We start from the raw sequence: 25,323 nt of genomic DNA, 5'->3' as shown, positions 1-25,323 counted from the left end.
AAAAATGAGTACCGTTTTTAAAGGGCTGACACGCCCCGCTTTGATTAGGGGGCTGGGCGTTCCGCTCTACCCCTTTCTTGGAATGTGCGTTATCTGCGTTCTGCTTGGTGTCTGGATTCATGAGGCTATGTATGCCCTCATCCTCCCTGGCTGGTATGCCATCAAGCGAGTTACGAAGATAGATGAACGCTTTTTTGACCTGCTTTATCTGCGAATGCAAATCAAAGGTAATCCTCTGGCAAACAAGCGTTTCAATGCCGTCCATTATGCGGGGAGTTCGTACGACGCAGTCGATATATCGAAAGTGGACAATTTTATGAAGCTTAAAGACCAGTCTTCTCTTGAAGAGTTAATCCCGTATTCATCACATATTACAGAAAACCTCGTTGTTACCAAAAATCATGATTTAATCGCGACATGGCAGATTGACGGGGCTTATTTTGAATGTGTTGATGAGGCTGATCTGACATTACTTACTGACCAGCTCAATACGCTGATTCGTAGTTTTGACGGTAAGCCTGTTACTTTTTATGATCATCGTATAAGGGGGAAAAAGTCTGTCCAGCCTACTTTTAAAAGTAAAATCCCATTTGTTAACAGGGTGATGAACGATTATTACAGTTCGCTTTCTGAATCTGAGTATTTTGAAAACAAATTATACATATCTGTATGCTATAAACCGTTCAGTGCTGAAGATAAAGTTACCCACTTCCTTTCACGGAAAAAAGGTAATAAAAATATCTTCGAAGAACCCATTAATGATATGAATGAAATCTGTGGACGACTAAGTACCTATCTGTCCCGGTTCCATTCCCGCCGCCTTGGGTTATATGAAGAAAATGGTGTTGTTTACTCTGACCAGCTCTCATTGTTCCAGAAGCTGCTTTCCGGCCGCTGGCAGAAAGTCAGAGTTACCAACAGCCCGTTTTACACGTACCTGGGTGGTAAAGATGTGTTCTTTGGTAACGATGCAGGGCAAATCACCGCTTCAGATCATGCCCGGTATTTTCGTTGCATTGAGATTAAGGACTACTTTCAGGAAACGGATGCCGGAATTTTTGACGCCCTGATGTATCTCCCTGTTGAGTATGTTCAGACATCCTCTTTCACGCCGATAGACAAACAGTCGGCAATCAAGGCGCTGGATGATCAGATCGACAAACTGGAAATGACGGATGACGCGGCTCAATCCTTACTGACTGATTTAAAAGTTGCTCTCGACATGGTGTCCAGTGGTTACATTTCTTTCGGTAAAAGTCACCAGACCCTGATTGTCTACGCTGACACGCCGGAACGCCTGGTGAAAGACACCAATATCGTGACGACTACTCTGGAGGATTTGGGGCTTATCGTCACCTACTCAACTATGAGTCTTGGCGCGGCTTATTTTGCTCAGCTACCCGGTAACTATACGTTACGGCCACGCCTTAGCCCTATCAGCAGTCTGAACTTTGCCGAAATGGAAAGCTTCCACAACTTCTTTACGGGCAAAGAGAAAGGGAATACCTGGGGGAATTGTCTGTTAACTCTGGGGGGATCAGGCAATGATATTTATCACCTCAACTATCACATGACTACCGAGCATCAAAATTACTTCGGTAAAAACCCCACGCTGGGGCATACCGAAATTCTTGGTACGTCAAACGTGGGTAAAACGGTAGTGATGATGGCTAAGGCTTTTGCCGCCCAGCAGTTCGGTACGCCGGAGTCTTTCCCTCCTGAAAGGAAACACAAGAAACTTACTACCGTATGGTTCGATAAAGACCGGGCAGCGGAACCCGGTATACGTTCAATGGGAGGTGCTTACTATCGGGTAAAAGAAGGAGAGCCGACAGGCTGGAACCCTGCGGCTTTGCCCCCCACTAAACGTAATATTTCCTTTATGAAAGACCTGGTGAGGTTAATTTGTTCGCTAAACAGTGAGCCGCTTGACGACTACCAGAACCGCCTGATTTCTGATGCCGTTGAGCGCCTTATGCAAAGGTCAGATCGCTCTTATCCGATTAGTAAGTTGCGACCACTTATTCTGGAGCCTGATGATACTGAAACCCGGCGGCATGGGCTTAAAGCCCGTCTGAAGCCCTGGACTCAGGGAGAGGAATTTGGCTGGGTGATCGATAACCCTGAAGATACGTTTGATGTGGATAATCTGGATGTGTTCGGTATTGATGGAACGGAGTTCCTGGATAATAAGGTACTTTCCAGCGTTGCTTCATTCTACCTGATCTACCGTGTCACCATGCTGGCCGATGGCCGCCGACTCCTTATCTACATGGATGAGTTCTGGCAATGGATTAACAACGAAGCGTTCAGGGATTTTGTTTATAACAAACTCAAAACCGCTCGTAAGCTGGATATGGTGCTTGTCGTAGCGACACAATCGCCGGATGAACTAATTAAATCACCTATCGCGGCTGCCGTTCGTGAGCAATGCGCAACACATATTTATCTGGCGAACCCTAAAGGGAAACGTAATGAGTATGTGGACGAGCTGCAAGTCAAAGAGCTTTATTTTGACAAAATTAAAGCCATTGACCCGCTCTCTCGTCAGTTCCTGGTCGTTAAAAACCCACAGAGGAAGGGGGAAAGTGATGATTTTGCGGCTTTTGCAAGACTGGATTTGGGGAAGGCGGCGTATTACCTACCGGTTCTCAGCGCATCGAAACCTCAGCTTGAACTGTTCGATGAAATCTGGAAAGAGGGAATGAAGCCGGAAGAGTGGCTTGATACCTATCTGGAACGTGCAAACCTGATTTAAGGAACCTCCTATGAAAAAGCATATCGTTGCGGCACTTATCGCCTCTGTTACGGTTATCTCTGGTGCTCAGGCTGGTATTCCCGTTGCCATTGATGCAAGCCCTGAATGGGCTATCGAAGCGCAGCGCTGGACAGAACGTCTCAAACAGTGGCAGGACACGGTGAGCCACTACCAGAAACAGATCAATGCCTATAAGCAGGAGCTGCTGACCAAAACGGGCATTCGTGATGTTCAGGGACTGGTGCAGTCTGCGCAATCTGTCAGTAAGGAGCTGGAGAAGATTTACGACCAGGGGAACTCCTTCATTGATGATTACATTAAGAACCCGGAAGCCGCCCTGTCTGAGCAAGCCAGATCTCTTCTGGCCGATTATAAGGTGACAAACACCTGTAAAGGCCTGGGTTATACAGGTGACCTTGTGCGGGGCTGTGAAGCCTCGTTCCTGTCCCAACTGGCGGGGATCGAGTACGGCAATAAGCTGGAAAGTAAACTGCGTGAAGATAATCAGGAGATGGCCGATCTTATCGACCAGGTGAAGAACGCCCAGGACACGAAAGCCACGCAGGACGCGACAAACGCTGTATCTCTGGCAAGCCTGAAATTTAACAAGCTCAAATTTCAGTATGAAATGTATCGCGATAAGCAGCGCGATCTTGCAGAATACAAGGAGAAAATGTTACAGGCCGCATATCAGCAAAAACAATTAGGAGCGGTTAATACCGATACCCCTGTTGTAGACTATAAAGCGGCGTTTGATCAGCAGAGCTATGAAATGAACTGAGGAGGAATCTTGAAAAAATATGGAGTAGTTGCAGCGTTGGGGCTTACTTTCTTTCTTGCCGGGTGCGAAGAGGTTAAATCTGTAGATTGGTGGCAATCTCATCCTGACGAAGCAACTAAAAAAGTAGCTGAATGCAAAAAGTCAGGTAGTGATAGTGATAATTGCAAAAATGCTAAAGACGGTTTATTTAGATATAAGCAATTACATCCTAAGCACGTTGATTATAAAGATGCATTCAAAGATGTTTTGGGTAAAGAGGGAAGTTAAAAGGAGCCATTATGGCAACTTCTAGGTTTTTCCAAGCCGCCCATGACGTTATTGTTAAAAACATTGACCAGTCTTTGACTGGTCAATTAGATAATTTTTCTTCAATAGCGTATCAATTGGGTAAGTATGGTATTTCTATCTATATATTATGGTATGCATACACCACTGTAGTTGGTAAACAGAAAACCGCAGTTCAAGATTTTCTATGGAACTTATGTCGATTTTGGCTGATTCTTATCTTTGTCAGAAATATCGGTGGTTGGCTAGATAGTGCTAATCAGGCTATGGATGGGCTAAGGGAAACATTTGCAGGTGGTGACCCGTGGAAATGGGTTGATGAACTTTGGGAAAAAGTTCAGCAAGTGGCAGCATATCTTATGTCTAAAGATACATCTACATATGTTAAAACTGATGGCTCAATCGCAGCGATATTGACATATGCTGGCGGTATCTTAGCTCTGTTGTTGACATCTATAGTTTATCTTGCCGCTGAGGTGACGCTTAAAATGCTAGCTGTTACTGCACCTCTGTTTATTATTTGTCTGTCTTTCGGTTTTTTACGACAAATGTTTAATAGCTGGCTACAGCTAATATTTAGCTCATGCTTGATATTTCTGTTTTGCGGTTTGGCAATTAGAGCTGGGATGACTTTTTTAAATGGCATCCTGACAATATCTATAGCAAATGCAGATGAGCTAAATCTAATCTCAACTGGCGCTCAGGCCGGGGTTGCAGGTGCATTCATGGCCTGGATTATCTGGCAAGCCAAAACCTATGCTTCCCAGCTCGCAGGGGTAGGTGTTGAAGGCGCGATGCAGGGGGCAGCCGCAATGGGGATTGGTGCTGGCGTGTTCGGCGCTTCCCGTATGGGGCGCAATATGCTTGGCATGGGTAAAAATGCAGGGATAGGAGCATGGAAAGGTGTTCGCCGTCAGGATAATGGTTTTAGCCAGTCGCCTGGTGTTTCTGGCAAGCTGGGGAATCTGACAGGACAGGGAGTTAACATTGGTGCCAAGAGACTTCGACAGGCTGCTATTGATATGGCGAAAAAGAAATACGGAGGATAATTTCATGGATGCTCTTAATACAGGTTTGTGTATTCTTATTATCCTTCTTTTGATTACGATAATCTCAAGCATCTGCGTATAATATTCACTCCTTTGTTTAGGTAATATTAATATGAAACTACTTATCACGGCTATCGTGACGCTTTGCCTCGTCGGATGCCAGGCGTCACATAAACAACCCCCGGTGTCCGGGAAAAGCGAACCTGTTAATTCAGCAGAGGTAATGCGCAATGGGGTTTAATCTTTCAGAATTAAAACTGCCTGGTTTTAACAAGAAAAAAGAAGTAACGGACTCTTCAACTACTTTTGAAGAGAAAAATGTATTGATGCAGGAGAAAATGAACCGCATTTATAAATTCGGTGGTATTGCAGGGATGGCCGTAGGTGTATTGTCTCTGCTGGCTCTGAATGGGGCGCTGCCGTTAAAGAGTACGGTTGTCGAAGCTTATCTTATTAATGGTGTCACTGGTGTTGCTGAAAGGCTGACTTCCGTTAAAAAAGAAAACCTCTCTGAAAATGAAGCACTGGCGAAATACTTTATTACTCAGTATGTGAAGCGTCGTGAAGGGTATAACTATTTCAGTCTCCAGCATGATTATGATTATGTTCTGTTATACAGCGCTGAGAATGTTGCGACGGATTACAACGCTTTAATCAACAGCAACCAGTCACCAAAGGTTATTTATAATAAAGCGGAAAAAACAGCATCCGTTCAGGATAATCCCTCCGTGATTATCAGTCCGTCATCACGGCGCGATGATAAGGATATGGGGGCATATGTCAGGTTTAAATTAACCATTCGAAATGTCGCGACAGGCCAGGATGATTATGAATACTGGAACGTCAGACTGACCTACCGTATTGAACCACAGGTCGAAATGGCATCGGGTGACCGAAATAATAACCCGCTTAAATTCGTTGTAACGAGCTATGTACGCGATAAAGAAGTGAAAGGGTGAAAACTATGAAAATGAATAAAGGAGCGCTAATCGTGGCGCTTCTGTTGGTGTCTCACGTCTGCCATGCAGCCGTTACGCCAGCAGCCAGCCGTTTCGACCCCCGTAATCAGGTTGTCAGTTATAACCCGCAAAACACGACTGTTATAAACAGTGCGGTCGGCTATACAACCACACTGGTATTTGACGAGGATGAAACGGTAATCAGTGCCAGAACCGGCTTTCCCCAGGGCTGGGAAGTGAACAAAGAAGATAACCTGGTGTATCTGGAAGTAAAGCCCGTCAAACAGACAGTACAGAAGAACAGTACCGATGACAGTGGCAACCAGTCTTCAGAGGTGGTCAGTGTTGCTCTTGATCCTGAAAACGACCTGGAACGCTGGCGAACAAACCTGTTTGTTCGCACAACAAAACGTAATTACAGCATGGAGCTGAACGCCCGAACGTTCCGGCAGCCGGACAAGATCGCTTTTGTTGTTAATTACCAGTACCCGCAGGAACGCCGGAAGGAACAGGCCGAAATCGAGAAGAAACGGATTGAGGCTCTCAACAAGCGGCAGGAAGAACAGGCAATCAACCGTTCTCTTGAAAACGCGAAGTCCCCCCGGAACTGGGATTACTGGAAGCGGGTAGCTGACGGCAGTCAGTCAATCAGCCCGGATTATGCGTATGACGATGGCCGCTATACCTGGTTTGGCTTCAGCCCCCTGAAAAAAATCCCCAGCGTCTTTGTTATGAGTGGCGAACAGGAAACGCTGACTAACCCGGTAGTCAAAAACAGCGGCAGTTTCACCGTTGTTGGTGTTCCTGTAGACCAGCGTTTTGTATTGCGTATGGGAAATCAGGTTGTTGGGGTTGAAAACCGGGGCTTTGGCAAAGTCCGGCTTCCGGCAGGAGATACCGTTTCCCCGAACGTTGAGAAAGAGGTGATCCAGTGAGCGAACAGGAAAATAAAATCCCGACCGCAGTAGAAATTGAACAGGCACTACGGGAGAGACTTCAGAAAGATAATGAGCAAAACGATAAAACGGATAACGGAGAAAGTGAAGGACAACCAGTTAAACGCCTGGGTATCGAGAAGCTTAAAAAATCGCGTAAGGGGCTGGTGATTATTATCGCTGCATTTCTTCTGCTGGCCGCCGGGGTGTCGGTCTACTATATCCCGTCGATTATCCGTGCAATGTCCAGCGGTGACGAAAAGCCAGCCAGTAATGCGGTATCTACTGGTTCAGTAAAACGCGCGACAGGTCTCAGCGATGATGTTGATCCATTCAACACCAGGGCAGAACCGGCTAAGACGGAAGAGCGGAAGGAAAGCAGCGACAAAGCGGAAATGCCAACGGAAAAAGTACAACAGAACTTCAGTCGTGCGCTGGATGTGGCCTATGGAGGAAGCAGCTCTGCTTCCTCAGGTTCCGGTGGGAGTTCTTCATCGGCCAGCAATACAAGGAACGAGGAGAACGGCAGTGACAAACAGGCCGAGGTTCAGCCTGTTAACTCAGGGCAACCCGCGCAGCTTTCAAAAATTACACGCGTTCCTTATGACCCTAACCTTTTCATTCCTGAAAATACCGCGATTAAGTGCTCGCTGGACAGACGATTTATCTCTGATCTGGCTGGCAAGCTGGTCTGTACGATTAATGAGGACGTATACAGTGCAAACAGGAATGTAAAACTAATTGAAAAGGGAACTGCCGCATATCTGATGTATAAAACGGGAACGTTCAATCATGGTCAGGGAGCCGTGTTTATCGCTGCTACGAAGCTGAGAACACGCAAGGAACCTTTCATTGATATTCCGCTGATTGATACGCAGGCGGCGGGAGCGCTGGGTGAGGCCGGGGCTTCAGGCTGGATTGACACACATTTTGCAGATCGCTTTATGGGCGCGATGATGGTTGGCATGATCCCCGATGTGGCACAGGCGGCAAGCGGAGCAGCCAAAAGTAATAAAGACAATCAGACCGATTATACAGCTAACAGTCGCCAGGCTTTTGCTGATATAGCACGCGAAGCGTTTGCAAACAGTGTGAATATCCCGCCAACGCTTTATAAAAACCAGGGGGAAATCATTACTCTGATTGTTGGTCAGGATCTGGATTTCTCCAGCATCTACAAATTAAAAATGGTGGGTTCCCGGAGGTAATTTGATAACGCTGGATATCAAAGAGTTTTCAATGCTGTCAGGAATAAGGGAAAGCGAAATATACCATCATATTCGTAAGGGCATACCAATAAATGGCGTTCCTTTCCCCAAACCACTGAAACAATTCAAAACGCACCGATTTAATTACGAAGAAGTCATGCGTTTTATTGGAGATCTTAAAAGAAAAGGTGGATTATGAAGGATGCAGAGAACAGACATATTGTTTACGAAATAATAGATGAATACTTCCACCACTGGCTTAATGAAGTTGATGGTTTAACTGAAATCGCGGTAAATCGGCCTGATGAACTTTTTGTTAAAGTGAGTGGGAAATGGCAGCAGCATGAATTAAAAATGGATTTTAAAGATTGTATGTCATTTGCAGGAGCTATTTCTGATTATCATGATGGTGGGTCGGTTACACCAGAATATCCCTTACGTTCTGTTACGCTCCCCGGAGGGGAGCGTGTACAAATAGTCATTCCCCCGGCAACGGAACGGGAAACGGTGTCTATTACAATTCGTAAGCCGTCCAGTGTGTTTATCGACCATGATACCTTTGTTAAACAGGGGTTTTACTCAAGGCTAAATCAAGGTGTTGAATTCAGGGATAAAGAAGATGAATTATCTTTAATGTTTAAAGATAATTGTTTTGAACGATTTGTCCCTGAATGTCTGGTTAAGGGTAAAACGATGGTCTTTTGTGCAGGAACGGGGGCGGGTAAAACAACCTTTGCAAATGCCTGTCTTCAGTACATACCCCATCATTTACGATGTATTTCAATCGAAGATACAGATGAAGCAAAGTTCAGGTTTCACAAAAATCATGTGAAATTGTATTACCCGTCAGAAGGGGAAAGTAGCACTGTCAGCTCCGCTTCTCTTTTACGTTCTGGTTTTCGTATGAACCCGGACAGAATCCTCATGACTGAGGTTCGCGGTGCGGAAGCCTGGGATTTTCTCAAAGGCTCAAGTTCAGGCCATGCAGGGAACCTTACAACCGTCCATGAGAGCACCCCTGAAGATGCTGTGCTTGGGCTGGTTCAGCGGTGTTATATGAACCCTGAATGTCAGAATTTACCCTACAACATTATATTGCGGAGGGTGTTAAGCAACGTCGATGTGATTATGAGTATTAAGTACATTGATGAAGAGGATCGCCGATTTGCATCGGGTATTTACTATCGTGATATTCATTTTCAGGAATACTTTGAAAAGCTGAAGGAGTGATTATGTCTCTAAAACTACCCGATAAAGGCCAGTGGGCTTTTATTGGTCTGGTTATGTGTCTTGTGACGTATTATACTGGCTCAGTTGCTGTTTACTTCCTGAACGGAAAAACGCCGCTTTATATATGGAAGAATTTTGATTCCATGTTGCTGTGGCGGATAATAACAGAGAGTAATATACGGACAGATATCAGATTAACCGCTATCCCCTCTCTTTTATCAGGTATGGTTTCATCTCTCATTGTGCCTGTTTTTATAATCTGGCAACTGAATAAAACGGATGTTGCTCTTTATGGTGACGCGAAGTTTGCCAGTGATAATGATTTAAGGAAATCGAAGCTTCTGAAATGGGAGAAAGAAAACGATACTGATATTCTGGTCGGGGCGTATAAAGGTAAATACCTGTGGTATACCGCACCAGATTTTGTATCACTTGGCGCAGGAACCCGAGCAGGTAAAGGGGCTGCAATCGGTATTCCAAACCTGCTGGTCAGGAAACATTCCCTGATTGCATTAGATCCAAAACAGGAACTGTGGAAAATCACCAGTAAGGTACGTGAAAAACTGCTGGGTAATAAAGTCTATCTTCTTGACCCTTTCAACAGTAAAACGCATCAGTTTAACCCGCTTTTCTATATTGATTTAAAAGCAGAGAGCGGGGCTAAAGACCTGCTGAAGCTGATTGAGATCCTGTTCCCGTCTTACGGTCTGACCGGAGCGGAAGCTCACTTTAATAACCTCGCGGGGCAGTACTGGACGGGGCTGGCAAAACTGCTTCATTTCTTTATTAACTACGACCCTTCCTGGCTTGGTGAGTTCGGGCTTAAACCTGTTTTCTCAATTGGTTCTGTAGTCGATTTGTACAGCAACATTGACCGGGAACTGATACTCAGTAAGCGAGAAGACCTGGAGGGAACGAAAGGACTTGATGAAAACGCACTGTATCATCTGCGCGATGCACTGACCAAAATCAGGGAGTATCACGAAACAGAGGATGAACAACGTTCGAGTATTGATGGTTCGTTTCGTAAGAAAATGAGTCTGTTTTATCTTCCGACTGTCCGTAAATGCACAGACGGAAATGATTTTGACCTTCGCCAGTTGCGCCGGGAAGATATCACTGTTTATGTTGGCGTTAATGCTGAAGATATGTCACTGGCCTATGACTTCCTCAACCTGTTCTTTAATTTCGTTGTGGAAGTCACGTTACGTGAAAACCCTGACTTTGACCCGACCCTGAAACATGACTGTCTGATGTTCCTGGATGAGTTTCCGTCTATTGGTTACATGCCAATCATTAAAAAAGGTTCGGGTTATATTGCCGGGTTTAAACTCAAACTTCTGACGATTTATCAGAATATCAGTCAGCTTAATGAAATCTATGGTGTTGAAGGTGCCAAAACGCTGATGAGTGCGCATCCCTGCCGGATTATCTATGCTGTCAGTGAAGAAGATGACGCTAAAAAGATTTCGGAAAAGCTGGGCTATATCACCACTAAATCGACAGGATCAAGTAAGACAAGCGGACGCTCGACGTCGAAAAGTAGTTCAGAAAGTGAGGCGCAGCGCGCCCTTGTGCTCCCGCAGGAGCTGGGAACGCTGGATTTTAAAGAAGAATTTATCATTCTTAAAGGTGAAAACCCGGTTAAAGCAGAGAAAGCTCTCTACTTCCTCGACCCGTATTTTATGGACAGGCTGATGATGGTAAGCCCTAAACTTACCGAGTTAACCGCCTCCCTGAATAAGACTAAAAAAGTATTGGGTGTTAAAGGGCTTAAATATCCTTCTAAAGAAAAAATGCTCTCCGTCGGTGAGCTGGAGTCAGAGGTTTTACTATGAAAAAAATGTTAATGGTCAGTGTCCTTTTTCTCTCTGCCTGTTCCTCTCCACCGGAACCGCCACAGGTTGACTGGAAACAGAATCCCGAAACGGTGAATGCACAATTAATGGACTGGCAACCGACATATTCAGTCATTAAATCAGATAAGGTTAATTCATCGTGGGTTAAGGTTATCCATGATTTCAGACCTGAAAACCGCCTTTATGATGATGCTGTTTTTTATTCTGTTGCACATTCTGATTCAGTGATTGTTGAAACCAGTAATGGAAAAGACTTTTTCACAGCTAAAAACTGGTTGAGGGCGAATGGTGCAAACGGTGTCATACAGTATCGTTATAAAATGAACTGTCTTTCTTGCCGGACTACCAGTGTTTATTTATCCCGATAACGCCGGATTAATAAAATTCCTGCAATTTTATTGAGCCGGGGTTGAACAACCGCAGGGCGTTAGTTGCCCGTTATCCATGAGGTGTATATGAAAAAGACCGTAACAACGGCAGTGCTGCTTTGTGCGTTCGCTGCCGGAACTGCTCATGCTGAGGAAAAGGCCGACCCGAACGATCCATGTGCAATGGTGTTATGCCTTGCCGGAAAACTTGACGGAAGTAGTCCGGCAGAGTGTGACCCGATGTATAAAAGTTTTATGTCAATCAGGAAAAAAAATAAACATGGTTTTTTACCCAATCACACGGCAGATGCCAGGAAGAAAAAACTAAATGAATGTCCTTCGGCTGATGCAGGTACAGTAAACAAAATTATTTCAAGCTTTGGTCGATTGAAAAACTTTTAAGTCTGTTATGGTTTAATTCTGATGTGAATACGCAAGTTTCAGGGGTGAGACTGGAACTTGCGAACATTTTTTACAGGGGGGAAGGATGAAAATTATTAATGCACCTGATGCAAGAAGTGTACGGATCTCCGGAATTGAAATTATCGATAGTGCCAAAGCGGTCGCTTCTGTTTTTACTGAAATCTTGTTGTTTATGGTCTGGTTTCCGGCAATTGTCTATGGGCTTTATCGTGTTGTTATCGCTTTGTGGGATGCTTCCTTAAAGCCGCAATCGCTCATGGAGTTTATTAATTTCATGGTTGAGTTATACAGCTATGTACTTCCTTCACTGGCTGTTATCGCAGTGGCTTTAATTGTCGTTTTATCCATTTTTAAACGACTCTCATCAATATGGGAGGGAAGAAAGCAATGAGACATTTTCTTAATGCTCTTTCCTTTGCTGTTGCCCTGTTGCCAGCTACATTGTGTGCTGCTCAGATTCAGGGGAAGGTTATTCGTGTACTTGATGGTGACACCATTGAAGTATTGCAGGAGCAACAACCTGTCAGGGTTCGTCTCCTGAATATCGATGCCCCGGAAAAAAAACAACCCTTTGGACGCTGGTCAACTAATCAACTTAAAGCCATTCTTGCAGGACAATCCGTTACCGTCTCTTATACACAAACAGATCGCTACGGGCGAATCCTGGGACGAGTGATAACAGCGAACGGCACTGAGGCTAACCGCCAGCAAGTGCTAAAAGGGGCTGCATGGGTTTATGACAGGTACAACACCGATAACTCATTACCGGCTCTGCAACGGGAAGCACAGACACAGAAGCGCGGCCTGTGGGCTGATAATCAACCTGTTCCCCCGTGGGAATGGCGGCATAAAAAATAAGAGGGTTTTCATTATGAAATGTCCAGAGCAATTAGATGGATGGTGTGATTGCGGCAAATGCAAGGCTATGCGTTTTGATAAAGATAAAAATATTCATGTTTGTCTTGTATGTCACAAAAGAGCAGAGCCGTTAGTCCCGATTGAGCTAAATTCGAATGACTGGCTTCCTGATAAAACAGAACAGTTTAGCGTTAATCTGGGTGACTGGATTAAACAAGAGGAAGCAGAGTTAGGAGAAAATGCCTTTTATCATCCTAATACCGAATACTTAAAAGTCCTCCGTGAAAACAATCTTCACGAAAAGGAATTTATTGCTAACAGTCCCGATCTTTTGAAAATGGCGCGCAAGTATTCAAAGACATACAAACACCTCGCTGAAAAAGATAAATCCGTTATTGATTTTTGGCTGATGGAGGAAATTTTCTCAGTAACTTATGATGATGATTGAGCGAGGGAATGATGAATAAAGAAAAGGCTTTGCGTGAACTGGAAAGATTGCTTTCTAAAATGAAAGATCAGGCAAGGACTCTTGATGAATTAGAAACGGCTCAATGGCATTACATGGATTTAGTGGATATAACATCCAGTGGGTTGTTCGATATAAACACACTGGAAAAAGAAAGAAAGGAAAACCCTCATTTTATTAGAATCTCTGATGGCATGCGAGTTTTTGATGATGAACAATGTGCAGAGTTCATGTCGGTTAAACATAATCTTCCGTTACAGCTCTGTATGGCATATGTACGTAGTCATAAGTGGTGAAAACTATCATGTTTAATGAAATCGAAAAAGAACGTTTTAATAACAGAGTGAGTGTAAGGGAAGTTCGCGTCAGTGCAGATATTTTTGTTTCTTCTCTTATGACAGAAAGCGCGGCAGAAGTTGATATAGTCGTTCCTGATTCTGATTATCGATCCTTACAAAATTTGTATGACCGTCTTTGCCAGTATGCGGTTATGCATGGAGAAGATTTACAGGAGTTGTTCCAGACTGACAGTTATCAGTACATGTCATGTTTTATTCGTGATGTTGAATCATTCGTTGCTGAATTCGGTAGGGAGAATGCTTTAAAACCTCTCTTCAATCATGGTAAAGGAAGAACGGATGAGTTTCTTATTAGTTTCCCAGGAACCCACAACTCTGATGTTGGAGAGTAATCATGTACCTGCACCTTGTTCCAAGATTGTTTCATCTGATGGCAAATAAATGCCATCTTGAATCAATAACCATTCCTGAACTTGATTTCATAATCGAAGGTGATGCACTGTCAACGGGAAGACCCTACCCGAATAAAAATATCTGGGTTGGTATGAGGGAAGGCAGAAAAGCCATAAATGGACTTTTACTAAAGACTGATAAGCATCTTAAGTGGTTTACCACTGATTACCAGTGGAATATAGAAAATATGGGTATGATCAATCATCGTGTGACAACCTACATCGAAGATAACGATTTTGATATGGTCTCACACGATATAATGTTAAATGGCGGTTTTGATTCATGGGATCGTCGGGTTCATTCAGCTTATGAAAATCTTGCTCCGGTGAAAATTCAGCCAAAGATGGAGTCATTTCTCAATAAGCCAGGAGAAAATACCCATGATGTGTGGATTGAGTATGAATGGGGTGATTTTCTTAAGAGCAGAGAGGAAAGTCTGTTACTGCATACTATTCAGTCAGAGCGACTAAATACGCAACATTCTCTTTTTGAGCGACTGCCATCTTTTGAAAGCACTATTGATTTGACTAAGGGCTAATTATGAGACTTTTTATTGCAGAAAAACCCTCTTTAGCAAAAGCGATTTTTGAAGGGCTGGGTGGTAACCCAAATACTGAAAAGAAAAACGGCTACTTTGAACATGGCTCTGATGTCGTTACCTGGTGTTATGGTCATATGCTGGAGCTTTACGACCCGGAGGATTATGACGAAAAATATTCCAGGTGGAGCTTTGGTGATTTACCGATTAAATCGGTTTACCCGCCTCAGTATAAAATCAAGCCAGAATCCGAAGTACAGACCCGCATCATTTTGTCTCTTATCGATAAAGCCGACAGTATCGTTCATTCTGGCGACCCCGATGATGAAGGATGTTTGCTGGTCGATGAGATTTTAGGTTATGCCGGAAACAAGAAACCCGTCCAGCGGCTGCTTGTTGCCGACCTCAACCTTGCGCCAGTGCAAAAATCGCTGGCTAATTTACAGCCTAACGATAAATTTCGCGGTATGACGTTAAGCGCCCTGGCGCGTTCCCTGTGTGATCAGGGTTTTGGCTATAACATGACGCGGGGATGTACATTAAAAGGCCGTGAGAAGGGCTATGACGGCGTTCTGAACGTTGGTCGGGTACAAAGTGCTGTTCTTGGCCTGGTGAACATGCGCACGCTGGCGAACCAGAACCACACAGAAAGCTTTTATTACGATGTATTTGCCAGTCTGTCGATGAACGGGCATCAGATTAAGGCGAAATATCAGACAACAGACGACGATCAGATAGACGAGAAAAAACGCCTGATTTCCGAAGCTCAGGCCGAGCATATTGCCGGGCGGGTTACGGGTAAGGACGCTATTGTTACTATCGCGACGACAAAGCCGGAAAACACGAAACCACCGCTGCCGCTTAACCTTTCCACGCTACAGCAGCTATGCGCAAAGCGATTTGGTTATTCTGCAAAAGATACGCTCGATGTGATGCAGGGGTTGTATGAAACTCACAAGCTTCTGACCTATCCACGTTCTGACAATCGCTATCTTTCAGATGAGCATTACTACCAGGCCGGAGATATTGCTGCCGCGATAGCGGCCACCGTACCCGAACTGGCGTCTGCGATCGCAGATATGGATAAAGGCCAGAAGCACAAAGCCTTTAATGCCAGCAAGATTGAGGCGCACCACGCCATCATCCCGACGACAAAAAGCGGAGCCGGTATTCAGCTTAATGAAAAAGAGCGGAACGTTTATAACCTGGTGTCCGTCTACTTTATCGGGCTGTTCTACCCGGATGCGATCCGCAACAAGACGAAAATCCACTTTGATATTAAGGGGGATACTTTTACGGCCACACAGAGCGTTCTGGTACAAAAGGGCTGGGAGGCGCTAGGTAAGGATAGTGATGATGAGGACGAAACCGAAGATGCCGGAACGGATGGTTTTGATCTTTCATTGCTGAAATTTAATGACAGCGGCCTGTGTGAATCGGCAGACGTGGACAAGAAAAAGACTACACCACCTCGCTATTTCACAGAGTCAACCTTACTGGCCGCCATGACGAGTGCAGCAAAATTCATTGATGATCCGGCTCTCAGAAAGGCGCTGGAAGCGAAAGACGAGGGCAGCAGTGATCGTGGCAGTATCGGAACGGAAGCCACTCGCGCGGGCATTCTTGAGAAACTGGCGGCAAATACCGGGCTTATCTCCATCGAAAAAGAAAAGGGGTATTCGGAGCTGGTATGGAAAACCACAAAACAAGGCCAGGAGTTTTGCGCTGCACTGCCTCCTGAAATCACTAAACCGGATATCTCCGCTCTGTGGGCTGAAAAGCAGTCTCAGATCAAAGCCGGAGAGCTGACGGTTGAGGAGTTTATTAAGGAAAATGATGAGTATGTCCAGGGGTTAATCGACGAGCTGGACAGGAACGGAATTTCGATTTCTTCAAATGCCACGTCCTGCCCGGTCTGTAACAACGGTTTCCTGCGTAAACGTAAGGGGCAAAATGGCTTTTTCTGGGGATGCTCCTGCTATCCTGAATGCAAGACAACATTCCCGGACAAAGACGGCAAGCCGGATATGGAAGCAAAATCCAGATCAGAAGGTTCCATGTCCCGGCTCGAAGCCCCCTGCCCTTCATGTAGTAAAGAAATTATTATCCGGCCTAAAGGCTTTTTCTGTTCCGGGTGCGAGTTTAAAATCTGGTCTGAAGTGTCAGGAAAAAAACTGACACAAAATCAGGTTGAAACATTAATCAAAAAAGGTAAAACCGGAGAGATTAAAGGCTTTACCAGTAATAAAACCGGGAAAAAGTTTGACGCTGCAATTGTTTTGCAGGATAAAGCTACGGGTAAACTTGGGTTTCAGTTCAGTAAAAAATAAGGATTAACGCGATGAGTGAAAATGAAACATTTGATGCAACACGAAAGCTACTCCTGAATATTCGCTCTGTTCGTGTTTTTGCGCGAGAAACCAGCTTTGAACAACTGCTGGAAATGCAGGAAAAGCTTAATGCCGTGATCGAAGAACGCCGTGAAGAAGCAGAGCGTGAGGCAGCAGAACGCGCAGAACGCGAAAGAAAGCGCCAGGAGCTGCTCCAGCTGATCGCCGGAGAAGGTTTTTCACCGGAAGAACTGCTTGGCCTGTCCGAAGATGCGCCAAAAACACGGAAAAAGACGTTGCCAAAAGCGCCGCCTAAATATCAGTTTGACGAAAACGGCGAAACGAAATACTGGTCTGGCCGTGGCCGGACACCAAAACCAATCGACGAAGCATTAAAAGCTGGCCGTTCTCTTGATGAGTTTCTCATCAAAAAAGACGCTTCCAGCTCTGTTGGTGACGAACAGTAATCTAACAAGCCTCTGACACTGCGTCGGAGGCTTTTTTTTTAGCAAAAAGGGCGCGGGGGGTTATGGTGAAGAAATCTTTGGATATCTTCGCGGGGATAAGGGAAGTAGTCTCTGATATCTTTGGTTTCTAACTTACCAGTGCAGTGATACGTCTGAAAATAGATCCACTCAGCTATTGTTTTGTAGATGTGATTTCCCATGTTCGCACTTTGAGAACCATACTGCATGACTTGTGCATCCGGGTCGTTACACATTTCCGGCGGAGTGAGTACATGATATGTCCTGCATAACAGCGGGCGGTAATTGTAGATTGAGCATGTTCCCTTCTCAGACAAAAACGGACATTTTGACTCATGCCCGGTCGTAAGCGGGTTGTCTCTGGCAGTGAGTTTACTTGCTTGTGCAATATGTGTTGCCTCAAGCGCGGTTAAATGAACATCGATTTTACAGCACGAAGAGCACCCCTTTTGACAGGAGGTAAACGTGCTCACAAATTCTTTGTTAAAACGATCCAAAAAGGCGTACATCTGTTTTAACTTGAGGTAAATATTACCTGATTGAGTATTGAGTTTATTTATGAGTGCCTTTAACTCATCGAGATACTTATCAGGTACGGGTTTCAGATTGGTATGGCCGGGTAATGTATCGCCTGGCTCCAGGTGGATCACTGAGTTAGGTTTGATATCCATTGCTTTTGCTTCCTTTATTCTTCTCGCGCTGGTTGTTCTTTTGACACTAAAACAAGCGTCATTCAATGGCAAGGTATCAAGCCCAGCAGTAAATCACGCTTGCCAGCAAACCAGTTTCCTGCAGCCGGTTTGGCCGTTGATTTTTGCCAGCAATCTTACTCACTCGATACCCGCCTTGGGCTTGAAATTGCCAGCAAAAAAGATTGCCGCTAGCAAAGGTGTGGTTTATATTATCTGTATCGTACGATACAGATAATGGAGAAGCTTAATAGATGACTGAAAAAATCACTGACGAGGAACTGGCAGATTTGTTGGAGGCGCTCAAAAGAGCACATGGTATGGGCGTTTGTTCAAAGGCGGTTAAGCTGGCACAGCGTTGCGCTGATGTGTTCCCTGCTATTGTTGCAGAGTTACAGGAATATCGGAACGCCGCTAAGCGAACTTCAGCATGACAAGAGCCACGGAACGCGCTTACAGCGAGCTACAACAGGCGTTTGATTTCTATAACCAGCGCCTTTTTGACGGCGAACTCCCTGACTGTCTGATTACGTTCCAGCGCGGCAAGAACACAATGGGCTATTTCAGTTACAGGCGCTTTGTTGCTGCTGACGGCAGCGGCAGGATGATTGATGAAATCGCCCTCAATCCTGAATACTTCCCGGTGTACCCGCTTATTGAAGTCATGCAAACGCTGGTTCATGAGCAGTGCCATATGTGGCAGTACCACTACGGCAACCCGTCGCGTAAGACGTACCACAATGCGCAGTGGGCGGCAAAAATGGAAAGTATCGGACTTATGCCCTCCTCCACCGGGAGACCTGGTGGTGCGAAAGTCGGCCAGAAGATTAATGACTATCCGATCCCTGGTGGCCGCTTCCAGCGCGTCACACTGGAACTGTTCCAGGGGCAATTTGCTTTGAGCTGGTTTGATCGCTTCCCTGTCCAGGTCGAACAACAAAAAGATATGACCGCCGTAATAGAGCAATGGCGCGAAACGCTTGCTCTGGCGCATCAAAATGCTGAGGCCGGGATTGATATAGAAGCGGTGCTTTCTATGGCTCTGCTGCCGTCAGTGTCACCGCAGAACGGGAGCCATTCAGATGATATGGCCGGGAGCAATGACAATGATTTGTCAGTTGCAGCATTTGAGGACAAGCCAAAACGAAATAAAGTTAAATATCAGTGTCGCGGGTGTGGCGCTGCCGTGTGGGGCAAAGCCGGACTGAATATTGAATGCGGCGATTGCGAGCTGGCTTTCATCGAAAATTAATTGCCAGCAAATTTTCCCGGTCACATCTGTTGGCCAGTGTTTTTTTGCCAGCAAAGTTTCTTCCCGGGTTCGCGCCGGCAGCGCAAAAATGACAGCAAAAGAGGGGTATCATGGGGCATTACACAATCAGAACGAATGACGACGAAGATCAGGCCATTAAAAAGGCGCAGGAAGCGACCGGACAGGCATCAGCCAGCAAAACCTTTATGACGGCTATCCTTGAGCTTCAGCGTAACAGAGACGAGATGGCGCAGCTACGGCGTGAACTAGCGCAGGAAAAAGCGCGGAGTCAGGAGCTGGTATCATCGGTAAAACAATTCCGTTCCAGCCTGAACAATCTGTTTGATCTGGCTGACAACCCTTAAATAACAAGGAGCGAAACGTGCATACCACAAATGCGATTATCCTGTGCCTGGTGTCATATCCCTGCATCGTTGCATGGGTTATCTATAAAAACAGATTTGTCGATTACTTGTTTTTAACTCTGCTTGCTTGTTTGGGGAGCATTTTTTCAGTCGTATTGTATAAACAGCCCGACTACTCATTGACCATATATCAGGCCGTTGCTGTCGGCTATGCTGCCGTGATCATGCCAACGGTGTTAGTTTTGAGTGTCGTTAATATCTTCATGGGAAAAGCAGAGAGAACGTGCAAATGAATACACTGGCTGCACTGGAAAATACGTTTCGTGATATGAGAAAGCATGGCTGCCAAACAGTCATGGTCACGCAGTCTTTAGCTGATTTTGGCCGCTACAGCTATAAACCGCGCCCTGCATTTCAGGACTGGATCGAACGGCTGAAGACTGGCGAACGTCTGCCGCGAGGCCGTTACTTTGTTGGCAAGAAGCCTGGTGGCCGCCTGGTGCTCATTGATGAATTGGGGGGAACATGGACAGAAAAAGTAACAGTGATTCATACCAACGCTGGATGATAGAGAAGGCTGACAAAAGGGAAAGGACGCAAATCAGTATGTCGTTCGTAAAGATGAAGGACGTACTTTTTAACGTGCTGGCTATCGGTACTGTTTTAGCAGCCCTGGTGGTGATCTTTTATGAAGTGCAAAGCAGCTTATAAATTGATGGCCGTTGACAATGAATGTCATACTACCTGACCGGGCAATGCCGGAAGATTTCTTTCACGGGTGATGGTTTGTGATCCCGGCATTGTTCCGGCGCTCTCTCGTAAATTCTCGCGCCCAATCCCCCTCGCAAAACCTCAGAATTCACGTAACGCACCGCGATTTCGGCAACCATCAACCCTAACGTCCTTATGTTGTTGGGTTTGCCGCAGAACAATTTATTCATTTAAAATAGATTTAAACGAAGCGGGAAACCGCAGACGTAAAAAAACCGACTGGTGAGGTCGGCTTTTTTACGGTTCCGGTGCGAGCTGGTAACTCAGCCCGGAAGGGAAACTCTCTACAACTGACAATAGTATGATAATCCGTGAAGCCTGATTATGCAATATGACGGGCAGTGACTGTGCGTTAACGGTTTGCCTGAACGTTAGATAAACGTATAATCAGAGGGTTAGCTCTGTGGTGAGTCTCTCCCTGCATTCCGCTAAATGCGGCATGAACAGGTTCAAAGTCCTGACAGGTAATACAGGTGGTGCTGGTTATCTGTGCTCTGGCAGGAGTGAGACTCTCTACAACTGACAAGACGAAGAGAAGCCGTGGTGACAGGCAGTGTAAGAGCAAGCCACGGTGTCTTTACTCCATTTATGGAGAAAACGGATGATTAACCTGTTAATCATCGTTCTGAGGGCGGTAGCGGCGCTTGCAAACGCGCTGATTGCCATTCTGGAACTGATCCGCCAGTTCATCGACTAATGAACACGGAAACGTAATTAAGGCCGGAGGAGCACCACCTCCGGCCTTTAATAAAAATATAGTTTAGTTACAACATTCACTAGTCTGTACTAACCACCACACACCTGACCTTCTGCGCACAAGTTACCTTTAATCACTCCTAAACAGGCATTTCATGAAACTCCCCTGTTCTTGCATCGGTAACAATGTGCGTAATAGGGTCCGCTTGGAAAACGGAATCTATGGTCACTCCCGTTTTTGCAACACCGATTTTGACGACAAGTTGGCTTGCTTGAATCTATCCGGCGTCTGAATGGGGGGGTAAGCGGGAACCCCAGAAAATTCCGCCATTCCGCATTGTGGAATTTTTTGGGGGGGTGGTCCGCGGCATGACGACCCGCCAAAGGCTACCGCATCTATCTGAGGCGCTGTGGCGCGACGCTGAAACCCCGGGGAATTCCGCTACTCCAGTTCCAGGTCCGCAATAGTTCGTCCAGGTCGGGTGGCGTACGCCGGAAACGCCGATTTTTCCGCAACCGTTTCTGCGTTGTCGGCAAGGTGGTCTCAGAGAGCGCTCAAGAAGCGGTTTTTCTCGTATGTTTAGCTACGGTGGCCTAGGAGCCTGCGCGGCAGAAGCCAAATCGGCGGAAGATCGAGGACGATACGGGGATGGCTGCCAGTTACCTTCCTTACCGACCCGACCAATCCTATCTGCTGCCCCCTTCTCTGGGAGAGTGGCTACCTGAAGGGCATCTTGCCTACTTCATCAGCGAGACTGTCGATACGCTGGACTTGAGCGCATTCCACGCCCGGTATGCCGGCGGTGGTCCGGGCAATCAGCCGTTTCATCCGGCGATGATGGTCAAAGTGCTGATCTATGGTTACGCGAGCGGCGTCTTCTCTTCGCGCAAACTAGCCAGGAAGCTGTACGAGGATGTCGCGTTGCGTGTGCTGGCCGCTGGAAACTTCCCGGCCCACCGCACGCTGAGTGACTTCCGTGCCCTACACCTGACCGAGCTTGAGAATTTGTTCGTTCAGGTGGTGCAACTGGCGCGCGAATGTGGGCTGGTGAAGCTTGGCACGATCGCGGTCGACGGCACCAAGGTAAAAGCCAACGCCAGCCGCCACAAGGCGATGAGCTATAAGCGCATGAAGCCGGCCGAGGACGAATTGCATTGCGAGATCAAGGCGCTGCTTGATCGCGCCAAGGCTACCGACGACCAGGAGCGTAACGAGCCGGAGCTGGACATTCCTGCCGAGATTTCTCGCCGCGAGAAGCGCCTGGAGGCGATCCAGGCGGCAAAGGCGCGCCTGGAAGCGCGCCAGCGTGAAGCGGACCAGGCCCGGGGGCGCAGCGAAGACGATGGCCGCCGGCCTCGCCATCCGGATGGCTCGGACAAGGGCGGTGGCTCGTACAAACGCGAGTTTGGTGTGCCGGATGACCGTGATCAGGAAAGCTTCACCGATCCGGACAGCCGGATCATGAAACACGCCGGTGGTGGCTCCGAGCAGAGCTACAACGGGTACACAGCGGTCGATGCCGAGCACCAGATCATCGTGGCGGCGGAGTTGACCAACTGCGCCGCGGACAGTCAGGCGCTGCTGGGCATGCTGGCAGCAGTTCAGGCCAACACCGGAGAAATGCCGGCCCAGACGCTGGCGGATGCGGGATTCCGTAGTGAGGCTGTTCTGGCAAAGGTCGCCGATCACCACGGCGATGTCATCGTTGCCCTCGGCCGCGAGGGACGTGAAGATGCCAAGGTCAATGCCAAGACCCATCCGCATACGGCGGCGATTGCGGCGAAATTGAAAACGGAGCAAGGCGATGCAGCTTACCGCCGGCGCAAGTCGATCGTGGAGGCTCCGAATGGTTGGATCAAGGCGGTGATGGGATTGCGTCAGTTCAGCATGAGGGGCCTGGACAAGGTGCAAGCCGAGTGGAAGCTCGTCTGCATGGCGCTAAATCTGAGGCGAATGGCGTATCTGTGAGGGCGAAGGTTAAATGGGGCGGCTCAAATGCACCCCAGTCGTCATAACACGCCGCGCGCCGCAAGATTGGTATCCTTGGCGCCGACGCCTTGCCAATTGCAGAGAGCGCCGCCGCCATCGTCAGTGCTCTACAGAAAACCGGTCACACGGCTCTGCCGCGCAGACTCCTAGCCTAAATGTGACAGTGGTTGGTAATCCATGCCGCCCGCAAGGGCGGCGGTGGTGGGCCAATAGATGATTTTCAGAGCCTTACTGCCCGTTGACGCCCAATCCCTCGAGCGCGAGTCTAGCCGCAGCGGCGATGACGGCCTCGCTGTACTTGTCATCCTTGTTAGGCGCCCGGGTGTAGACGGCCAACACAATAGGTGCGCGCCCAGTGGGCCAGACGACGGCATAGTCATTTGCCGTGCCATACACTCCGCAGGTTCCGGTTTTGTCTCCGACTGCCCAGTCTGCCGGCACCGCCGCGCGGATGCGGTGGTTGCCGGTCGTGTTTCCCTTTAGCCAATCAACAAACTGCTGCCGCTGCGGCGCAGCCAGTGCAGAGCCCAGTGTCAGTTTTTGTAAGCTTTCCGTCACGGCGCGCGGCGATGAGGTATCGCGCGCATCGCCTGGGATGGCGGAGTTCAGCTCCAGCTCCCAGCGGTCCAGACGGAACGTGGTATCGCCGATAGAGCGCATGAAGGCCGTCAGCCCGGCCGGGCCGCCCAACTCCTTCAGCAACAAATTGGCGGCGGCGTTATCACTGTATTGCACGGCGGCCGCGGACAGCTCCGCCACCGTCATGCCTGTTGTCAGATATTTTTCCGAGATGGGTGACCACGGAACCAGCGCATTTTTGCCGTAACGGATGGGTGTGTCCAGCAAGCCGGCCTGCTGCTGGCTGCGAGCCAGCACAGCGGCAGCAAGAAAGCCCTTGAATGAGCTGCACAGTGGGAAGCGCTCCTCAGCGCGGTAACTTACAGTTGCGCCTGAGCCGGTATCCATCGCGTACACACCGATGGAGCCGCCAAAGTCCTGTTCGAGTTTAGCGAATGGTTCCGCGACGAGGTTGGTCAGCGCGGTGGCAGAAAAGCCAGCCAGCGGCCATGAGAGACAAGACAGCAGAACTAGACGGCGATACAGTGACATCAACGATATTCCTTGTTTGAAGGTGGAGCTAGGTGTAGCGGCCGGATGTAATCAGGCCGCTACAGCTGGGATTATCACCGAGCGGCAAGCCGCTCCCTCTCCAGAGGCTGTAACGGCTGTAACTGCCCCGGATGGGCACACATCGGGTTGGTAAGTCCCTGGCACCACAACGTCCAGCGCTATTGAAAAACGAATCAGGTCGGCGTTCATGGGTCGGCCACCTCGCCTGACCTCGGCATCCACGTTACGGACGGCCTCAGGAAGTCCTGGCCAAGCCCCGACTATTGGGGCGCGAAGATAGCACCGAGGGTACGCCGGTGTCAACACCAACTGAAAACTGACCCACTTTACCCCTGAATCACCAAAGTAATACTGACCCACCTGGATCATTCGGGTTTGGAATTTTTCCTGACCACTCCCGCCTTCCTCTTGTCCTTCAAGCGGTAGCTTTCGCCGCTCAGGGTCAGGATATGGGCATGGTGCAGCAGCCGATCCAGCATCGCGGCTGTCAGGGTGGTATCGCCGGCAAACGCGTCGGCCCACTGGCTGAACGGCAGGTTCGAGGTCAGGATCATCGCCCCTTTCTCATAGCGCTTCGCCACCACCTGAAAGAACAGGTTCGCTTCCTCGCGTCCGAAAGGCAGGTAGCCGATCTCATCGATCACCAGCAGCCGTGGACCGAGGATGGCGCGGTTGAAGTATTCCTTCAGCCGCCCTTGTCGCTGCGCCGTGCTCAGTTGCAGCATCAGGTCGGCTGCCGTGATGAAGCGTGTCTTGACCCCGGCTTGCGCGGCCTTGTAACCCAAGGCGATGGCGAGGTGGGTCTTGCCGATGCCAGAGGGTCCGATCAGCACCACGTTCTCGGCCCGTTCGACAAACGCCAGACTGCCCAGCTCCTGCACCAGTGCCTTGGGCACGCCGGGGTTGAAGCTGAAGTCATAGTCCTCCAGGGTCTTGATGCCCGGGAAGCAAGCCATCCGCGTCAGCAGTTCGCGGCTGCGCTGCTGGCGACACCCCGCTTCATGCCGCAACAGGTGTTCCAGGAAGTCGGTGAAGCTGAAGTCCTCGCGCACCGCCTGCTGCGCCAGGACGGGGTAATGCGTTGCCACCCGTTCGAGTTTGAGTTGCTGGCACAGGGCGTCGATCCGCTCATGCTGGAGGTTCAT

Annotated in this window: 30 protein-coding genes; 27 read left to right on the top strand and 3 right to left on the bottom strand. The window is 47.8% G+C overall.

What is annotated here, in order from left to right:
• The first annotated feature begins 4 nt into the window (after positions 1-4).
• The 20 genes from AC0XWG_RS25930 to AC0XWG_RS25835 all read left to right on the top strand — a co-directional run bounded on the left by AC0XWG_RS25930 (position 5) and on the right by AC0XWG_RS25835 (position 17,266).
• Entirely contained in the window at positions 5-2,758 is a 2,754-nt protein-coding gene (locus tag AC0XWG_RS25930; protein ID WP_001549916.1) for a VirB4 family type IV secretion/conjugal transfer ATPase, read from the top strand.
• Between the two features lie 10 nt (positions 2,759-2,768).
• Positions 2,769-3,539, top strand: a complete 771-nt coding sequence (locus AC0XWG_RS25925) for a type IV secretion system protein (protein ID WP_001549917.1) — start codon at positions 2,769-2,771, stop codon at positions 3,537-3,539.
• Positions 3,540-3,548: 9 nt separating this feature from the next.
• The gene (locus tag AC0XWG_RS25920) at positions 3,549-3,806 is read left to right on the top strand and encodes an EexN family lipoprotein (RefSeq protein ID WP_001549918.1); all 258 of its coding nucleotides are present in this window, start codon (positions 3,549-3,551) and stop codon (positions 3,804-3,806) included.
• Positions 3,807-3,817: 11 nt separating this feature from the next.
• Complete coding sequence (locus AC0XWG_RS25915; RefSeq protein ID WP_001549919.1) at positions 3,818-4,873, top strand: TrbL/VirB6 family protein; 1,056 nt, start codon at positions 3,818-3,820, stop codon at positions 4,871-4,873.
• 230 nt (positions 4,874-5,103) lie between these two features.
• Positions 5,104-5,832, top strand: a complete 729-nt coding sequence (locus AC0XWG_RS25910) for a VirB8 family type IV secretion system protein (protein WP_001549920.1) — start codon at positions 5,104-5,106, stop codon at positions 5,830-5,832.
• Positions 5,833-5,837: 5 nt separating this feature from the next.
• Complete coding sequence (locus tag AC0XWG_RS25905; RefSeq protein WP_001549921.1) at positions 5,838-6,767, top strand: TrbG/VirB9 family P-type conjugative transfer protein; 930 nt, start codon at positions 5,838-5,840, stop codon at positions 6,765-6,767.
• Positions 6,764-7,975, top strand: coding sequence for a VirB10/TraB/TrbI family type IV secretion system protein (virB10, locus tag AC0XWG_RS25900; protein WP_001549922.1), 1,212 nt, complete (start codon positions 6,764-6,766; stop codon positions 7,973-7,975). The genes AC0XWG_RS25905 and virB10 overlap by 4 nt, the downstream gene beginning before the upstream one ends.
• 1 nt (position 7,976) lies before the next feature.
• Positions 7,977-8,174: a hypothetical protein gene (locus tag AC0XWG_RS25895; RefSeq protein WP_024194855.1), complete on the top strand. Its 198-nt coding sequence runs from the start codon at positions 7,977-7,979 to the stop codon at positions 8,172-8,174.
• Positions 8,171-9,205, top strand: a complete 1,035-nt coding sequence (gene virB11, locus AC0XWG_RS25890) for a P-type DNA transfer ATPase VirB11 (protein ID WP_001549925.1) — start codon at positions 8,171-8,173, stop codon at positions 9,203-9,205. The genes AC0XWG_RS25895 and virB11 overlap by 4 nt, the downstream gene beginning before the upstream one ends.
• 2 nt (positions 9,206-9,207) lie before the next feature.
• On the top strand, positions 9,208-11,043 hold the full coding sequence (locus AC0XWG_RS25885; protein WP_032309849.1) for a type IV secretory system conjugative DNA transfer family protein: 1,836 nt from the start codon (positions 9,208-9,210) through the stop codon (positions 11,041-11,043).
• The gene (locus AC0XWG_RS25880; protein ID WP_001549927.1) at positions 11,040-11,432 is read left to right on the top strand and encodes a cag pathogenicity island Cag12 family protein; all 393 of its coding nucleotides are present in this window, start codon (positions 11,040-11,042) and stop codon (positions 11,430-11,432) included. The genes AC0XWG_RS25885 and AC0XWG_RS25880 overlap by 4 nt, the downstream gene beginning before the upstream one ends.
• Before the next feature lie 87 nt (positions 11,433-11,519).
• Entirely contained in the window at positions 11,520-11,834 is a 315-nt protein-coding gene (locus tag AC0XWG_RS25875) for a TrbM/KikA/MpfK family conjugal transfer protein (RefSeq protein ID WP_001549928.1), read from the top strand.
• A gap of 85 nt (positions 11,835-11,919) precedes the next feature.
• Positions 11,920-12,246: a hypothetical protein gene (locus AC0XWG_RS25870; RefSeq protein ID WP_032309848.1), complete on the top strand. Its 327-nt coding sequence runs from the start codon at positions 11,920-11,922 to the stop codon at positions 12,244-12,246.
• A complete protein-coding gene (locus AC0XWG_RS25865; protein WP_001549930.1) occupies positions 12,243-12,713 on the top strand; it encodes a thermonuclease family protein in 471 nt (156 codons plus the stop codon). The genes AC0XWG_RS25870 and AC0XWG_RS25865 overlap by 4 nt, the downstream gene beginning before the upstream one ends.
• Positions 12,714-12,726: 13 nt before the next feature.
• On the top strand, positions 12,727-13,161 hold the full coding sequence (locus AC0XWG_RS25860; protein ID WP_001549931.1) for a hypothetical protein: 435 nt from the start codon (positions 12,727-12,729) through the stop codon (positions 13,159-13,161).
• 8 nt (positions 13,162-13,169) lie between these two features.
• Positions 13,170-13,475, top strand: a complete 306-nt coding sequence (locus AC0XWG_RS25855) for a hypothetical protein (protein WP_015059068.1) — start codon at positions 13,170-13,172, stop codon at positions 13,473-13,475.
• Positions 13,476-13,483: 8 nt separating this feature from the next.
• Positions 13,484-13,870 (top strand): hypothetical protein, encoded by a 387-nt coding sequence (locus AC0XWG_RS25850; RefSeq protein ID WP_001549933.1) that lies wholly within the window; start codon positions 13,484-13,486, stop codon positions 13,868-13,870.
• Between the two features lie 2 nt (positions 13,871-13,872).
• Positions 13,873-14,469: a DUF6012 family protein gene (locus AC0XWG_RS25845; protein ID WP_475681178.1), complete on the top strand. Its 597-nt coding sequence runs from the start codon at positions 13,873-13,875 to the stop codon at positions 14,467-14,469.
• A 2-nt stretch (positions 14,470-14,471) separates the two neighbouring features.
• Positions 14,472-16,799, top strand: coding sequence for a type IA DNA topoisomerase (locus AC0XWG_RS25840; RefSeq protein ID WP_001549937.1), 2,328 nt, complete (start codon positions 14,472-14,474; stop codon positions 16,797-16,799).
• Positions 16,800-16,810: 11 nt separating this feature from the next.
• Positions 16,811-17,266 carry an H-NS histone family protein gene (locus AC0XWG_RS25835; RefSeq protein ID WP_001549938.1) on the top strand — a complete coding sequence of 152 codons (456 nt, stop codon included), beginning with the start codon at positions 16,811-16,813 and terminating at the stop codon, positions 17,264-17,266.
• Between the two features lie 38 nt (positions 17,267-17,304).
• Here AC0XWG_RS25835 and AC0XWG_RS25830 read toward each other — a convergent pair whose 3' ends face one another.
• Positions 17,305-17,955 (bottom strand): YkgJ family cysteine cluster protein, encoded by a 651-nt coding sequence (locus tag AC0XWG_RS25830; RefSeq protein ID WP_001549939.1) that lies wholly within the window; start codon positions 17,953-17,955, stop codon positions 17,305-17,307.
• Between the two features lie 272 nt (positions 17,956-18,227).
• On the opposite strand from AC0XWG_RS25830, the gene AC0XWG_RS25825 reads away from it, so the two are divergent.
• The 7 genes from AC0XWG_RS25825 to AC0XWG_RS25795 all read left to right on the top strand — a co-directional run bounded on the left by AC0XWG_RS25825 (position 18,228) and on the right by AC0XWG_RS25795 (position 23,026).
• On the top strand, positions 18,228-18,407 hold the full coding sequence (locus AC0XWG_RS25825) for a hypothetical protein (protein ID WP_000136657.1): 180 nt from the start codon (positions 18,228-18,230) through the stop codon (positions 18,405-18,407).
• The gene (locus AC0XWG_RS25820) at positions 18,404-19,225 is read left to right on the top strand and encodes a SprT-like domain-containing protein (protein WP_000196235.1); all 822 of its coding nucleotides are present in this window, start codon (positions 18,404-18,406) and stop codon (positions 19,223-19,225) included. The genes AC0XWG_RS25825 and AC0XWG_RS25820 overlap by 4 nt, the downstream gene beginning before the upstream one ends.
• Positions 19,226-19,335: 110 nt before the next feature.
• Positions 19,336-19,590 (top strand): hypothetical protein, encoded by a 255-nt coding sequence (locus tag AC0XWG_RS25815; RefSeq protein WP_000510385.1) that lies wholly within the window; start codon positions 19,336-19,338, stop codon positions 19,588-19,590.
• Between the two features lie 17 nt (positions 19,591-19,607).
• A complete protein-coding gene (locus AC0XWG_RS25810) occupies positions 19,608-19,883 on the top strand; it encodes a hypothetical protein (RefSeq protein WP_000557557.1) in 276 nt (91 codons plus the stop codon).
• A complete protein-coding gene (locus AC0XWG_RS25805; RefSeq protein ID WP_001093608.1) occupies positions 19,880-20,158 on the top strand; it encodes a hypothetical protein in 279 nt (92 codons plus the stop codon). Before AC0XWG_RS25810 ends, AC0XWG_RS25805 begins: the two co-directional genes overlap by 4 nt.
• Before the next feature lie 804 nt (positions 20,159-20,962).
• On the top strand, positions 20,963-21,058 hold the full coding sequence (gene dqlB / locus AC0XWG_RS25800) for a DinQ-like type I toxin DqlB (protein ID WP_000609145.1): 96 nt from the start codon (positions 20,963-20,965) through the stop codon (positions 21,056-21,058).
• A gap of 648 nt (positions 21,059-21,706) precedes the next feature.
• Positions 21,707-23,026 carry an IS1182-like element ISKpn6 family transposase gene (locus AC0XWG_RS25795; RefSeq protein ID WP_004152397.1) on the top strand — a complete coding sequence of 440 codons (1,320 nt, stop codon included), beginning with the start codon at positions 21,707-21,709 and terminating at the stop codon, positions 23,024-23,026.
• A gap of 249 nt (positions 23,027-23,275) precedes the next feature.
• Here AC0XWG_RS25795 and AC0XWG_RS25790 read toward each other — a convergent pair whose 3' ends face one another.
• Together AC0XWG_RS25790 and istB are read right to left on the bottom strand one after the other, a co-directional pair.
• A complete protein-coding gene (locus tag AC0XWG_RS25790) occupies positions 23,276-24,157 on the bottom strand; it encodes a carbapenem-hydrolyzing class A beta-lactamase KPC-3 (RefSeq protein ID WP_004152396.1) in 882 nt (293 codons plus the stop codon).
• A gap of 386 nt (positions 24,158-24,543) precedes the next feature.
• Positions 24,544-25,323 (bottom strand): IS21-like element ISKpn7 family helper ATPase IstB (gene istB / locus AC0XWG_RS25785; protein WP_004152394.1); only part of this gene is annotated, 780 nt, incomplete at its 5' end.

Source organism: Enterobacter sp. DVT3837, assembly GCF_056238685.1.
Note: the sequence above shows the minus strand (reverse complement) of the source record. Positions and strands in the feature narration are given on the sequence as shown.